The organism is Mesorhizobium sp. 128a (assembly GCF_053848025.1).
In genome coordinates, this window is sequence record NZ_JBSPKY010000002.1 from 400730 (window position 1) to 413258 (window position 12529).

Genomic DNA, 12529 nt, shown 5'->3' on the forward strand with positions numbered 1-12529 from the left:
TCCAAACAAAGGGGTAGAGCGGTTCAGCGTTTCCGTGAAACGATGAACCGGTCTAGAGTTGGCGAAGCTGGATGTCGGCCTGTATTGGTTTTCGTGTGATCAAGTCTTGCTGGCGGCTCATCGGCCTCGCCCTCTTTCTGATCAGCCTGAGTTCTCCGGCCCTGTCCGACGACGTGGTCCTTGTCGGACCAGCGCCGGCCTGGACGAGGCTGATCGATGTTCCCTCGGCTGACGCCACCCGATCCGACCAGATCAGGAACGGCATCTCGTGGCTGCTCTCGGACGACCAGATCGTGCACCGCACCGGCGGCTACGACCAATACTCGCGCACGGTCTACAAGATCGTCGACCGGCCCGGCCTCGAGCAGGGCGCCGGAATCAACCTGCAGTTCGATCCGTCGCGGCACAAAGTCACCTTGAACCATCTGCGCATCATCCGCGATGGCGCCGTGATCGACAGGCTGGCAAGCACGAAATTCGATATTTTCAGGCAGGAAAAGGACGCCGAGAAAGGCCTGTACGACGGCTGGCTGACGGCCCATGTCAACGTCGAAGACGTGCGTGTCGGTGACATTGTCGACTATGCGACGACCTACGAAATCACGCCGCTTGTCGGCAAGGATCTTTTCTTCTTCAGCTTTGCGACCGAGTGGGAAGAGCCGGTGGCGCTCATTCGCGCAAACATCACCTGGCCCGCCGGTCAGCCGCTTCAGATCAAGGCAAGGGGAACGGAACTCAAGCCGGTAGTCTCGTCGTCGGGGTCGGACACGGTCTATGTGTGGGAGATCCGCAATCCGAAGCCGGTCAAGGTGGAGGACAACCTGCCGGTGCAGTATCCGGCCTGGGGCTCCGTCGACGTGGCCTCGACCGCAAACTGGCAAAGTGTCGTCGACGCCATAGCGCCCTACTACGGGCCGGTGACCGATTTTCCCGCCGATTTCGCAGCCAAGCTCGACGACATCGCCGTCAAGCATCCCGTCGCCGAAGACCGGATGATCCAGGCGACGCGGCTGGTGCAGGACCAGATCCGTTATGTCAGCCTGTCGATCGGTGCGGGATCCTATGTTCCGCGCGATCCAGCGACAGTCCTGCAAAGCGGCTTTGGCGATTGCAAGGACAAGGCATTGCTGCTTGCCTCGTCGCTTGTGCGACTTGGCATTTCTGCCGAGGTCGCCCTGGCCGATCTCGACCATGGGCGGGCCTTGGACCAGCACCTGCCGGCGCTGCGCGATTTCGACCATGCCATCGTCAAGGCTAAGATCGGAACCAAGACATACTGGCTGGATGCCACCAACGACCTTCAGGGCGGTAAGGTAGACAATCTTGCGCAGGCCGATTATGGCTTTGCGCTGCCGCTGTCCAGCACCGGCGGACTGGAGAAGATGCCGACTCCGGAGCTGACCAGCCCATCGATCCAGGTCGCCGAGGAATTCGACTTCCCCGAGAAGCCGGGCGATCCATTATCGCTGACGGTCTTTTCCATGTACGAAGGCGCCGACGCCGACTCGATGCGCAACAGGCTGGCTGGCCAGTCGCTGACCGAGATGTCGGACAACTACCTGAAATATTACAGCAAGCAGTATCCGGGCATTCAAAGCACCGCAAAGCTGGAAATTCTGGACCGACGCGACGGCAACATCGTCAGCGTGAAAGAGAGCTATTCATTGCCGGCGCAGGCGCTGGCCGCCAACGACCTTGCCAAGAATTTTCCTATCCAGGCGGCGGATCTCGGCAACTATCTCCCGACCCCGACCATCGTCGGCCGCCGCGGCCCCATATCCCTTGGCGTTCCGTATTACCGTCGACACAGCGTGACGGTGCGAAACCTCAAGGCGCGGTTTTCCGGCGAGGAAATAAAAAACATCGTGACACCCTATGTGTCGCTGAAGACGTCGTGGAGCAACACAGCAACCGAATTCCGCGCGGAATGGAATTTGCAGACGCTGGCGAGCGAAGTCCCGGCCAACGCGATTGCGGACTACCTGAAATCCGTCGAGGACGTCTCTAAGGACGTTCAGTGGGAGTATGACTTTACTTACGTCGACCCCCCGCCAGTCGAGGTGAAGGTCAGCGATCCGGACACGGAACAGCGACAGATCATCGCCAGCATGTTCCTCTTGACCTTGTTCGTCGGCGTCCCGGTATTCATCGCTGTCCGGCGCGGGCGGCGTCAGCCTGCCCGCGGCTAAATCTATTACTCCGCGGCACCCCTGAACGCGCTTGCGCCAGTTTCGAACTGCAGCTTCGCCAGCCGCGCATAGATGCCGCCCTTGGCGACCAGGCTCTGATGCGTGCCTTCCTCGACGATGCGGCCGCCATCCATGACCAGGATACGGTCGGCCTTCAGCACAGTTGCCAGCCGGTGAGCGATGACGATTGTGGTACGGCCCCGCATCAGTCGTTCCAGCGCCGTCTGCACCAGCGTTTCGCTTTCGGCGTCGAGCGCCGAAGTCGCCTCGTCGAGCAGCAGGATCGGCGCATCGCGCAGGATGGCGCGGGCGATCGCCACGCGCTGGCGCTGGCCGCCGGACAAGGTTACGCCGCGCTCGCCGACCTGGCTGTCATAGCCTTTGTCGAGTTTGAGGATGAATTCGTCGGCCAGCGCGTCCCTGGCGGCCGTCTCGATCTCGGCATTGGTGGCCCCCGGCCGGCCAAAACCGATATTATCGCGCGCACTCGCCGCAAAGATGGTGACATCCTGCGGCACGATGGCGATCCGCTCGCGGACATCGGCCGGATCGGCCTCGCGCACGTCAACGCCGTCGATGGCGATGCGGCCGGTCTCGGGATCGTAGAAGCGCAGGATCAGCGAAAAGACGGTGCTTTTTCCGGCACCCGAGGGGCCGACGATCGCCACCGTTTCGCCGGGCTTGACCTGGAAGCTGAGGCCATGAACGGCAGCCCGGTCGGGCCTCGCCGGATAGGAGAAGGACACGTCGTCGAAGCTGATCTCGCCTTTTGCCTTGGCCGGCAGCGGCCGCGGCACTGCGGGCGATTGGATCGCCGGAGTCTCATCCAGAATCTCGGTCAGCCGTTCGGCCGCACCGGCCGCCTGGGCAAGCTCGCCCCAGACTTCCGACAGCGCGCCAAGCGCGCCGGCGGCGAACACCGAATAGAGCAGGAACTGGCCGAGCGTGCCGGGTGACATCGTGCCGGCAAGCACATCGCGCGAGCCGAACCACAGCACCGCCACGACCGAGGAAAAAATCATGAAGATGGCAAAGAAGGTGAGCAGCGAGCGGGCGAAGATCGACGAACGCGCCGCCTGGAAGGCAGCTTCCACCGCAGCCGAAAACCGCCCGGTGACCAGCGTTTCGTTGGTGAAGGCCTGCAGCGTACGCACTGCGCCGATCTGCTCGCTGGCATAGGCGGTTGCTTGCGCCAGCGTATCCTGCGCCTGCCGCGACCGGCGCCGGACCGAGCGGCCGAAGGCGACCAGCGGCAGCACGATCACCGGAATGGCCGCGATGACCAGGCCGGACAGTTTCGGGCTGGTGACGATCATCATCGCCACCGCGCCGAGACCGAGGATGACGTTGCGCAGCGCCACCGAGGCCGTCGCGCCGACAGCGGATTTCACCTGCGTCGTGTCGGCTGCGAGCCGTGAGACGATCTCGCCCGATTGCGCGGTGTCGAAAAAGGCTGGCGACAGCGTCGTGACATGCGAAAACACATCGCTGCGGATGTCGGCCACAACCCGCTCGCCGAGCGTGATGACGAAATAGTAGCGGCCGGCCGATGCCGCAGCCAGAAGCGCGGCCATCGCCACCAAAGCGGCGAAATACTCGGCGATGAAGGTGGTGCCGGACGGGGTAAATCCGTGGTCGATCATGCGCCGCACCGCAAGCGGCAGCGTCAGCGTCGTCGCAGCCGCGATGGCCAGCGATATGACGGCGCCGATGACCAGCTTGCGGTAGCGGGCGATGTAGGGAGAAAGGCGCCTGAGCGGCCCGAGCGAGCGTCTGCGCCCGTCTTGCTCGCCGCTGATATCCGCCATGACCGTTTCCTCTGGCCGCTTCCAGGCCGTCGCTTTCAATAAGCGCCTGCCGCGGCCTTGTGATTCAATTCCGGCTGATGTATAGGCTCGCCGACCGTTTTAGAAGCCGTGGCTTTTCAATAGCTGCGGCTTCGAGTTTTAAAAAGGGGCGCATCGACGCAGGCCACGGGCCCGTCGGCAGCGCACAAGCCAGGAAACACGACAATGAAGGCCGACATCCATCCCGACTACCACACCATCAAGGTCGTCATGACCGATGGCACCGAATATTCTACCCGTTCGACCTGGGGCAAGGAAGGCGATACGATGAACCTCGATATCGACCCGACCACGCACCCGGCCTGGACCGGCGGCCAGCAGACCCTGCTCGACCGCGGCGGCCGCCTGTCGAAGTTCAAGAAGCGCTTCGAAGGTTTCGGCCTGTAAGCTGAATACGCCTGCAGATTTTGAAAAACCCGCCTTCGAGGCGGGTTTTTTGTTGCCATGACGTCCTGCCGATAGGAGGCTGAGCCGACCACGATGGGGATACAAGTGATAGATCTTGATGACGAGCGATGGTCCGACCTCCGGGGTGGGTACAAGGTCGTCTACGACCCAAGACCAGCCTTGCGCGCGTTGGCTGCTCGCTACGACGAAAGGACAATCTGGAACGAACTTTGGGAGGAATTGCACCATCAAGGGGATGTCGGGAGCGCATCCTACGCGGCGATCCCGGAGATCGTTCGCATCTCGGCTGAACACGTCCCCACGAATTGGGCAGCCTATGGGCTCGCTGCGGTAATCGAAGAGGCTCGGTTGGTGGAACAGCGCAATCCGCCGATCCCCGATTGGATCGAACCGCACTATAGGGCGGCTTGGCAGACGCTGCTGCATCTGGCGTTGCGAGACCTGGCAACCACCACCGACGAGGCGACCGCGACTTACGCATTGGCCGTCCTCGCCTTCCATCGTGGCAGTCTCAGCATGGCCAGAATAGTGATGGTCACCGACGATGAGCGCGAGGAAATGCTCAAGATGTATTGGGGCAGCTAACCCGCCTACTCGCCCACCAGCTCCCTTAGCGCCATGCGCTTGTAGGCCTCGACCAGCCTGTCGCCCTCCTGTCGGTCGACCGATATCGCCAGCCGCACGGCAGCCTCGCCCATCTGCCAGACCAGAAACGCCGTCGTCTCCAGCGCCACCGGATCGGCGTCGGGTTGCAGCCGCTTGAGGACTGCGGTCAGGAATTCGGCATTGGCGCGGCTGTCGGCGAGTTCGAGCTGGCGCAGCGCCTTGTCGGCCTGCGTGCCCGACCAGATGTCGCGCATCACCGGCTCGGCGAGGAACAGCCGATAGTAGATATCGACCAGTTCCGAAAACGCCTGCCGCAGGCCTTCAGCGTCGCCGACATCCTTCAGCGCCGAGGAGATGCAGGCTTGGCTTTCGGCGGTGTAGCGCTCGGCCAGCGCCCAGACGATCGCCCGCTTGTCGGGAAAGAATTGGTAGAGCGAACCAATCGACACCTCTGCCCGTTCAGCCACCTCGCCCATGCGCATGGCGTCGCTGCCTTGTTCGGCGATCAGCGCCGAGGCTGCGGCCAGCATGCGCTCGACGCGCTCGCGGCTGCGCTGCTGGGTGGGCGCCCGGCGCGGCGATGCGACCTGCCCATCCTGCGTTTCGGCTCTGCCTTCCATGGCTCTCTCCAGAAAATTCTTCGACAAACTGGCTTGACTCGCAAAATACGAGAGTTTATCACGTTTTGCAAATATGAGGATTACTCATGTTTTTGAACAAAGGAAAAAGCCATCATGACTGACACCACATCCAAACCAATCCTGATCCTCGGCGGCACCGGCAAGACCGGCCGTCGCCTGGCCGAGCGGCTGACCGCACAGGGGGTTGCAGTGCGCATCGGCTCGCGTACCGGCAGCCCACGCTTCGACTGGGAGGTTCCCGCGACCTGGGGGCCGGCCATGCAAGGCGTGAGTGCCGTCTACATCAGCTACTATCCCGACATCGCCGTGCCGGGTGCCGCCGAGACCGTCGGCGCCTTCGCCAGGCTTGCAGTGGCCAATGGCGTCACCCGCCTGGTGCTGCTTTCCGGACGCGGCGAGACCGAGGCCCAGCGCGCCGAAGAGATGGTCAAAGCCTCGGGCGCCGAGTGGACGATCCTGCGCTGCGCCTGGTTTTCGCAAAATTTCAGCGAAGGCTTTCTCGTCGACTCCCTGCTCGATGGCGAAGTGGCCCTGCCGGTCGGTAATGTCGGTGAGCCCTTTATCGATGTCGACGACATTGCCGACGCGGCCTTCGTCGCGCTGACCGAGCCAGGCCATGTCGGCCAGCTCTATGAGCTGACCGGACCGCGGCTGCTGAGCTTCGCCGACGCAGTCGCCGAGATCGCCAAGGCGACCGGCCGCGATATAAGCTATGTCAGGATTTCGCATGACGAATTCACCGCCGCGACGGCGGCACACGAACTGCCGCCCGAAATCGCCTGGCTGCTCAACGAGCTGTTCACCGAAGTGCTCGACGGTCGCAACGAGGTCCTGACCGATGGTGTGCAGCGCGTGCTCGGCCATGCACCGAAAGACTTTTCCGCCTACGCAACCGAAACAGCCGCAACCGGCATCTGGGGTAACTGAGATGGTCAAGCTTCTTCCCACCCTCACCATCATTGCCGCAATCGGCTCGGGCGTCGTCGGCGGCGTGTTCTTCGCCTTTTCCAACTTCGTCATGGCAGCGCTTGCCCGGCTGCCCGTCCCTCAAGGCATTGCGGCGATGAACTCGATCAACATCACGGTGATCACCCCGACCTTCATGACGGCGCTGTTCGGCACCGGCCTGCTCTGTCTGGTGCTTATCGCCGCCGCCATCATGGGCTGGAGCCAGTCCGGCTCGTACTGGTTGCTTGCCGGTGCCGTAATCTATGTGGTTGGCAACCCGATCGTGACCATGATCTTCAATGTGCCGCTCAACGACGCACTCGCCGCCGTCGACCCGGCCAGTGCCAACGGCGCCGCCGTATGGGCAAACCATCTCAGCGAATGGGTTATGTGGAACCACGTCCGCACCGTCACCGCCATCGTGTCGATGGCCTGCTTCATCTTCGCACTGCTCTGAAGATGGCATGTCGCAATCGCGCAGGACCCTGCCTCAGGTGGGGTCCTTTTGCTCATGGCCCCTGGGCGTATGAGTTTTTCGGTCCGCATGGCCGAGATCCCGGTCCGGATCGACGACGTCGCGCACCAGTTGCTTGAGCTTGGCGGCATCGGGAAAGCCGCCGTCGCGCTTGCGGTCCCAGACCAGCACATCGTTGCAGGAAATGGTGAAGATGCCGCCGGTGCCCGGCACCAGCGTCACTTCACCCAGATCCATGCCGAAAGTGGAGAGCAGCTCCTGCGCCATCCAGCCGGCACGCAGCAGCCATTGGCACTGCGTGCAATAAGTGATGCGGATGGTGGGCAGCTCGCTCATGCTCGAGTTTCGATCACGCCGCGCTGAGCTTGGCCATGGTCTCGTCGTCGACTTCGAAATTGGCGTAGACGCTCTGCACGTCGTCATCGTCCTCGAGCGTCGCCACCAGCTTCATCAGCGATTGCGCGCGCTCTTCGTCGACTGGAACATTGTTCTGCGGCTGCCAGATCGGCTTTACCGATTCGGCCTCGCCGAGCGAAGCTTCCAGCGCCTTCGACACTTCACCCATGCTCTCGAAGCCACAATAGATGGTGTGGCCTTCCTCGTCGGACTCGACATCATCGGCGCCAGCTTCGATCGCTGCGTCCATGACCTTGTCGGCGCTGCCGACGGAGGCCGGATAGTAGATTTCGCCGGCGCGGTTCCACATGAACGACACCGATCCGGTTTCGCCGAGCGCTCCGCCGGCCTTGGTGAAGGCGGCGCGCACGTTCGAGGCCGAACGGTTGCGGTTGTCGGTCAGTGCCTCGACGATCAGCGCCACGCCGCCCGGGCCGTAACCTTCATAGCGCACCGCCTCATAGTTTTCGGCATCGCCCATCGACGCCTTGTTGATGGCGCGCTGGATGTTGTCCTTGGGCATCGACACCGCCTTGGCGTTCTGGATCGCCAGACGCAGGCGCGGGTTCATCGACGGATCGGGCGTCCCGCTTTTGGCGGCGACGGTGATTTCGCGCGCCAGCTTGGAAAACATTTTCGACCGCACCGCATCCTGGCGGCCCTTGCGGTGCATGATGTTCTTGAACTGTGAATGGCCAGCCATGGCACCCCTGTCGTCTTCGGCTAGAGCATTTCGAGGCGAGGCATTCCTGCCTCGTCCTCCTTATGCTCGAATTTAAACTTCAGAACGTCTCTCGCATGCCTGCGAAGGCATACGTCGCTCTTTGTCGGAATGGCCGGCTTATAGATAAATCGGCTCAATTCGTCCAGCCGCAGCGTTCGCGCCGAGTTCAGTGCCCCCCGCCGGATTTCTTCCTTCGCCGTGCCAGCATGTTGAGGCCTTCGACCAGCGCCGAAAAGCCCATCGCCGCGTAGATGTAGCCCTTGGGCACATGGTAGCCCATGCCGTCGGCGATCAGCGTCATGCCGATCATCAACAGGAAGCCCAGCGCCAGCATGACGATGCTCGGGTTCTTGGCGATGAAGTTGGCTAGCGGCCCGGCCGCCAGCATCATCGCGCTGACCGCCACGATGACGGCGATATACATGATGGCGATCTCGTCGGTCATGCCGACGGCGGTGATGATGGAATCGATCGAAAAGACGAGGTCGAGCAGCAGGATCTGGAAGATGGCGCCGGCAAGCGAGATCTGTAGCGTCTCGCCCAGCATCGTGTCCTTGTGGTCTTCCGGATCGACCGTGTGATGGATTTCCTTGGTCGCCTTCCAGACCAGGAACAGGCCGCCGGCGATCAGGATCAGGTCGCGCCAGGAAAAACCGTGGCCGAAGGCGGTGAACACCGGCGTCGTCAGCTGGACGATGATGGAAATGGTGGCAAGCAGTACCAGCCGCATGATCAGCGCCGCCGATATGCCGAGACGGCGGGCCCGCGCCCGCTGCGCTTCCGGCAATTTGTTGGTCAGGATCGAGATGAAGATCAGATTGTCGATGCCCAGCACGACCTCGAGCACAATCAGCGTCAGCAACGCGACCCAGGCGGTGGGGTCGGAAACGAATTGAAAATGCGGCGCGAAGAACTCGATCAGCTGCATGGAGGTCGTCCCCTCTTTAACGATCTAGAGCAGTTTCGTCGCCAGTTAGGTACTGTACTCGACTATATCAACGTCATGACCAGAAGGATGGCGCGGTTTCTTCAAGCCGAGGCCCGCGACGAAACGGCGCGATCTTCTCGGTCAGGCCGGTGCGATCGGAGATATCGACGCCGATGCCGCACAATGTCGCCAGTCCGGTTGCCGCCTCAAAGCGACCTTTCGGCACTTTCGACAGGAATCGGTTGAGCGGTTCTTCCTTGTCCATGCCGAGCGAGGAATCATAGTCGCCGCACATGCCGGCGTCGGACATGTAGCCGGTGCCGCCATTGAGGATCTGGTGGTCAGCGGTTGGCTGGTGCGTGTGGGTGCCGATGACGAGGCTGGCGCGGCCGTCGACGAAATGCGCGAAGCACATCTTTTCCGAAGTCGCCTCTGCGTGGAAATCGATGACCACGGCATCGGCCTGCTCGCCCAGCGGACACGCGGCCAGCTCGCGCTCGCCGGCCTGGAACGGATCGTCAAGCTCGGGATGCATGAACACCCGGCCCATAATGTTGGCGACCAGCACCCGCGCGCCGTTCCTGGCGATATAGACGCCGGAGCCGCGCCCCGGCGTGCCTTTGGGAAAATTGGACGGACGCAGGAAGCGTTCCTCGCGCGGCGCAAAGATCAGCGCGTCGCGCTGGTCCCAGACATGGTTGCCGGTGGTGACGACATCGGCGCCGGCGGCGATCGTGTCGCGAAAAATCTCTTCGGTGATGCCGAAGCCGCCGGCGGCGTTCTCACCATTGACGATGACGAAGTCGAGTTTGAAATCGGAGATCAGGCCGGGCAGTTGTTCCCACACTGCCGTACGTCCCGTCTTGCCCACCATGTCGCCGAGGAAGAGAAGTCTCATATGAACATCCGAAAAGTTGCATGACTTTTCGGCAAAGATCATGCGTTTCAAAAAACTATCTACAATTGTGGCATGAACCGGCGCAACCCGCTCTCGGTGAGTATTTCCGGGATGATCACATCGTGGTTCTCATCCGGCACCAGCGCCACCTCCTGGCAGTCGAAGGCGATGCCGATCAGTTTGGGCGGCTGGCCCTTGTCGACGAGTTTGGCGATGGCGCGGTCATAATAGCCGGCGCCGTAGCCGATGCGGTGCCCGCGCGCGTCGAAAGCGGCGAGCGGCACCAGCATCACCGAGGGGTCGAGCACCGCCGCCTCTTCATGCGGCCCGACCGTGCCGAAACCCATCTCGACCATCGGCGCGCCGCGCACCAGTTCGCGAAAGACGATGGTGGTTTTGTCGAGGATCGCCGGCAGGCAGAGCCGCGCGCCCTTTTCGCGTAAGGCGAACATCAGCGGCCGCACATCGACCTCTGAGCGCATCGGCCAGAAACCCGAAATGACCTGGCCCGGCTCGACGGCGATCTGGTCGCGCGCGGTCTCGGCCATTTCGAGCGCGATTTCCACCCGCCAGAAATCATCAAGCGCGTCCCGGCGTGCGAGCGCTTCCTTGCGCAGATGTTTTTTCAGTTCCTTGGGAGATGTCATGCGCGGACGCTAGAAAAGGTCGGATTTGGATGAAGTTTTAGAAGCGACGTTTTCTACCGCATGATCAACCGAAATGGCAGCGGTCAGGCGAACGATCTTGCGGAAAGACTACCGGGGGCGAACTTTTCGTTCGTGAGTGACGATCCACACAACCGGTGGAGAGAGCGATCCCGGGAACCTACAAAGTAGGTGGGCGCCGTGTGAGAAAACCCACGGGTCTTCACAGGGACAGCTCCCTAAGGATCGTTAAGGCCCCGGGGAAAATGTTCTCCTGCCGGGAAGCGCAGACCGTCTTGACCAATATAGGCCGATGGCCCCCTGAGCGCCAGAGAGCTGGCGTTCTTTCCCTGCGATCCTCACACGCTCGCCGCGGACACCGACCCTTGCGCGGACCGGGCCGCCTCCTTACGGTCGCCCGAAGTGAACCAAGGAGCGGAAATGCGTTTTGAAGGCACGGCCGCCTATGTCGCCGACAAGGACCTGATGGTGGCGGTCAACGCCGCGATCGCGCTGGAGCGGCCCTTGCTGGTCAAGGGCGAGCCCGGCACCGGCAAGACCGAACTTGCTCGCCAGGTGGCATCAGCGCTCGGCCTCGACCTGATCGAATGGCACGTCAAGTCGACGACGCGGGCGCAGCAAGGCCTCTACGAATATGACGCCGTCTCGCGGCTGCGCGACAGCCAGCTCGGCGACGAGCGCTTCAACGACATCAGAAACTACATCAAGCGCGGCAAGCTCTGGGAAGCGTTCGCGGCCGGCAAGAAGGTCGTGCTGTTGATCGACGAGATCGACAAGGCCGATATCGAGTTTCCCAACGATCTGCTGCAGGAACTCGATCGGATGGAGTTCTTCGTCTACGAGACCGGCGAGACGATCCGCGCCGCGGTCCGACCGATCGTCATCATCACCTCCAACAATGAGAAGGAACTGCCCGACGCCTTCCTGCGTCGCTGCTTCTTCCACTACATCCGCTTCCCCGACGTCGAGACGCTGCACAAAATCGTCGATGTCCACTATCCCGGCATCAAGCAGAATCTGGTGCGCGCGGCGCTCACCCAGTTCTATGAAATCCGCGAGGTGCCGGGCCTGAAGAAGAAACCTTCAACCTCCGAGGCGCTCGACTGGATCCGCCTGCTGGTCGCCGACGACATAGCCCCGGAGGATCTGCGTGCCGACCCGAAGAACGCGCTGCCCAAGCTGCATGGCGCGCTCTTGAAGAACGAGCAGGACGTGCATTTGTTCGAGCGCCTGGCCTTCATGGCGAGACGACAAGGCTAGGCGAGCAGCAACAGCACTTCCCGAGCTGTGGACCGTTGCCCGGCAGGCGGCGCCGGGCGCAACTTCGTCAAAGCAATGGAGGAAAACAAGATGTCCGAGATCAGCGTTCGTCCCTTGGCGCAGTCCGATCACGCCGAATGGCGCCGGCTGTGGACGGCCTATCTCACCTTCTACGAAACAAAGCTGCCAGAAGAGGTTTACGCCATCACCTGGAAGCGGCTGTTCACGGCCGACGAGTTCGAGCCGAAAGGGTTCATCGCTACGCTCGACGGCAAGGCTGTGGGCCTCACCCACTATCTCTACCATCGCTCCGGCTGGTCCGAAAAAAATAACTGCTACCTGCAGGACCTGTTCGCCGACCCGGACGTGCGCGGCAAGGGCATCGGTGCGGCGCTGATCGAAGCGGTCAGGCAGGAGGCCGGCAAGATCGGCGTCAAGAACGTCTACTGGATGACCCACGAGACCAACGCCACCGCGCGCAAGCTCTACGACCATGTCGCGCGGCGCACGGGCTTCATCGAGTATGATCTGCTATAGACGAGCC

General features: G+C 62.1%; 14 protein-coding genes and 1 other RNA gene. 7 read left to right on the forward strand and 8 right to left on the reverse strand.

Annotated features, from left to right (window positions below; translation table 11 throughout):
* The first annotated feature begins 71 nt into the window (after window positions 1-71).
* Entirely contained in the window at window positions 72-2189 is a 2118-nt protein-coding gene (locus ACWTU9_RS05670; RefSeq protein ID WP_455857442.1) for a DUF3857 domain-containing protein, read from the forward strand.
* Between the two features lie 5 nt (window positions 2190-2194).
* Here the strand turns inward: ACWTU9_RS05670 and ACWTU9_RS05675 are convergent, their stop codons facing one another.
* Complete coding sequence (locus ACWTU9_RS05675; protein ID WP_455857443.1) at window positions 2195-3997, reverse strand: ABC transporter transmembrane domain-containing protein; 1803 nt, start codon at window positions 3995-3997, stop codon at window positions 2195-2197.
* 204 nt (window positions 3998-4201) lie between these two features.
* Between ACWTU9_RS05675 and rpmE the strand changes: the two genes are divergently transcribed.
* Window positions 4202-4423 carry a 50S ribosomal protein L31 gene (gene rpmE, locus ACWTU9_RS05680; protein ID WP_023668748.1) on the forward strand — a complete coding sequence of 74 codons (222 nt, stop codon included), beginning with the start codon at window positions 4202-4204 and terminating at the stop codon, window positions 4421-4423.
* A gap of 105 nt (window positions 4424-4528) precedes the next feature.
* Entirely contained in the window at window positions 4529-5029 is a 501-nt protein-coding gene (locus ACWTU9_RS05685; protein ID WP_455857444.1) for a hypothetical protein, read from the forward strand.
* A gap of 5 nt (window positions 5030-5034) precedes the next feature.
* Here the strand turns inward: ACWTU9_RS05685 and ACWTU9_RS05690 are convergent, their stop codons facing one another.
* Window positions 5035-5670, reverse strand: a complete 636-nt coding sequence (locus ACWTU9_RS05690; protein ID WP_454589010.1) for a TetR/AcrR family transcriptional regulator — start codon at window positions 5668-5670, stop codon at window positions 5035-5037.
* Window positions 5671-5784: 114 nt separating this feature from the next.
* Between ACWTU9_RS05690 and ACWTU9_RS05695 the strand changes: the two genes are divergently transcribed.
* Together ACWTU9_RS05695 and ACWTU9_RS05700 are read left to right on the forward strand one after the other, a co-directional pair.
* Window positions 5785-6618: an NAD(P)H-binding protein gene (locus ACWTU9_RS05695; RefSeq protein WP_455857445.1), complete on the forward strand. Its 834-nt coding sequence runs from the start codon at window positions 5785-5787 to the stop codon at window positions 6616-6618.
* 1 nt (window position 6619) lies between these two features.
* A complete protein-coding gene (locus ACWTU9_RS05700; RefSeq protein ID WP_455857446.1) occupies window positions 6620-7096 on the forward strand; it encodes an anthrone oxygenase family protein in 477 nt (158 codons plus the stop codon).
* A gap of 33 nt (window positions 7097-7129) precedes the next feature.
* Here ACWTU9_RS05700 and ACWTU9_RS05705 read toward each other — a convergent pair whose 3' ends face one another.
* From ACWTU9_RS05705 to ssrS, 6 genes are all read right to left on the reverse strand, one after another.
* A complete protein-coding gene (locus ACWTU9_RS05705) occupies window positions 7130-7450 on the reverse strand; it encodes a SelT/SelW/SelH family protein (RefSeq protein WP_455857447.1) in 321 nt (106 codons plus the stop codon).
* Window positions 7451-7463: 13 nt separating this feature from the next.
* On the reverse strand, window positions 7464-8213 hold the full coding sequence (locus tag ACWTU9_RS05710; protein ID WP_454572959.1) for a YebC/PmpR family DNA-binding transcriptional regulator: 750 nt from the start codon (window positions 8211-8213) through the stop codon (window positions 7464-7466).
* 187 nt (window positions 8214-8400) lie between these two features.
* A complete protein-coding gene (locus tag ACWTU9_RS05715; RefSeq protein ID WP_454589014.1) occupies window positions 8401-9162 on the reverse strand; it encodes a TerC family protein in 762 nt (253 codons plus the stop codon).
* 73 nt (window positions 9163-9235) lie between these two features.
* Window positions 9236-10060 carry a TIGR00282 family metallophosphoesterase gene (locus tag ACWTU9_RS05720; RefSeq protein WP_455857448.1) on the reverse strand — a complete coding sequence of 275 codons (825 nt, stop codon included), beginning with the start codon at window positions 10058-10060 and terminating at the stop codon, window positions 9236-9238.
* A 59-nt stretch (window positions 10061-10119) separates the two neighbouring features.
* Entirely contained in the window at window positions 10120-10707 is a 588-nt protein-coding gene (locus tag ACWTU9_RS05725) for a 5-formyltetrahydrofolate cyclo-ligase (protein ID WP_455857449.1), read from the reverse strand.
* Window positions 10708-10844: 137 nt separating this feature from the next.
* Window positions 10845-11000: non-coding RNA, 6S RNA (gene ssrS, locus ACWTU9_RS05730), on the reverse strand.
* A gap of 145 nt (window positions 11001-11145) precedes the next feature.
* On the opposite strand from ssrS, the gene ACWTU9_RS05735 reads away from it, so the two are divergent.
* Window positions 11146-11985 (forward strand): AAA family ATPase, encoded by an 840-nt coding sequence (locus tag ACWTU9_RS05735; RefSeq protein WP_455857450.1) that lies wholly within the window; start codon window positions 11146-11148, stop codon window positions 11983-11985.
* Between the two features lie 90 nt (window positions 11986-12075).
* Window positions 12076-12522: an N-acetyltransferase family protein gene (locus ACWTU9_RS05740; protein ID WP_454589018.1), complete on the forward strand. Its 447-nt coding sequence runs from the start codon at window positions 12076-12078 to the stop codon at window positions 12520-12522.
* The last annotated feature ends 7 nt before the right edge of the window (window positions 12523-12529 follow it).

Coding starts and splice junctions, on each gene's coding strand:
- ACWTU9_RS05670 (WP_455857442.1), top strand. CDS start 72: ATGTCGGCCTGTATTGGTTTTCGTGTGATCAAGTCTTGCTGGCGGCTC.
- ACWTU9_RS05675 (WP_455857443.1), bottom strand. CDS start 3,997: ATGGCGGATATCAGCGGCGAGCAAGACGGGCGCAGACGCTCGCTCGGG.
- rpmE (WP_023668748.1), top strand. CDS start 4,202: ATGAAGGCCGACATCCATCCCGACTACCACACCATCAAGGTCGTCATG.
- ACWTU9_RS05690 (WP_454589010.1), bottom strand. CDS start 5,670: ATGGAAGGCAGAGCCGAAACGCAGGATGGGCAGGTCGCATCGCCGCGC.
- ACWTU9_RS05695 (WP_455857445.1), top strand. CDS start 5,785: ATGACTGACACCACATCCAAACCAATCCTGATCCTCGGCGGCACCGGC.
- ACWTU9_RS05700 (WP_455857446.1), top strand. CDS start 6,620: ATGGTCAAGCTTCTTCCCACCCTCACCATCATTGCCGCAATCGGCTCG.
- ACWTU9_RS05705 (WP_455857447.1), bottom strand. CDS start 7,450: ATGAGCGAGCTGCCCACCATCCGCATCACTTATTGCACGCAGTGCCAA.
- ACWTU9_RS05710 (WP_454572959.1), bottom strand. CDS start 8,213: ATGGCTGGCCATTCACAGTTCAAGAACATCATGCACCGCAAGGGCCGC.
- ACWTU9_RS05715 (WP_454589014.1), bottom strand. CDS start 9,162: ATGCAGCTGATCGAGTTCTTCGCGCCGCATTTTCAATTCGTTTCCGAC.
- ACWTU9_RS05720 (WP_455857448.1), bottom strand. CDS start 10,060: ATGAGACTTCTCTTCCTCGGCGACATGGTGGGCAAGACGGGACGTACG.
- ACWTU9_RS05725 (WP_455857449.1), bottom strand. CDS start 10,707: ATGACATCTCCCAAGGAACTGAAAAAACATCTGCGCAAGGAAGCGCTC.
- ACWTU9_RS05735 (WP_455857450.1), top strand. CDS start 11,146: ATGCGTTTTGAAGGCACGGCCGCCTATGTCGCCGACAAGGACCTGATG.
- ACWTU9_RS05740 (WP_454589018.1), top strand. CDS start 12,076: ATGTCCGAGATCAGCGTTCGTCCCTTGGCGCAGTCCGATCACGCCGAA.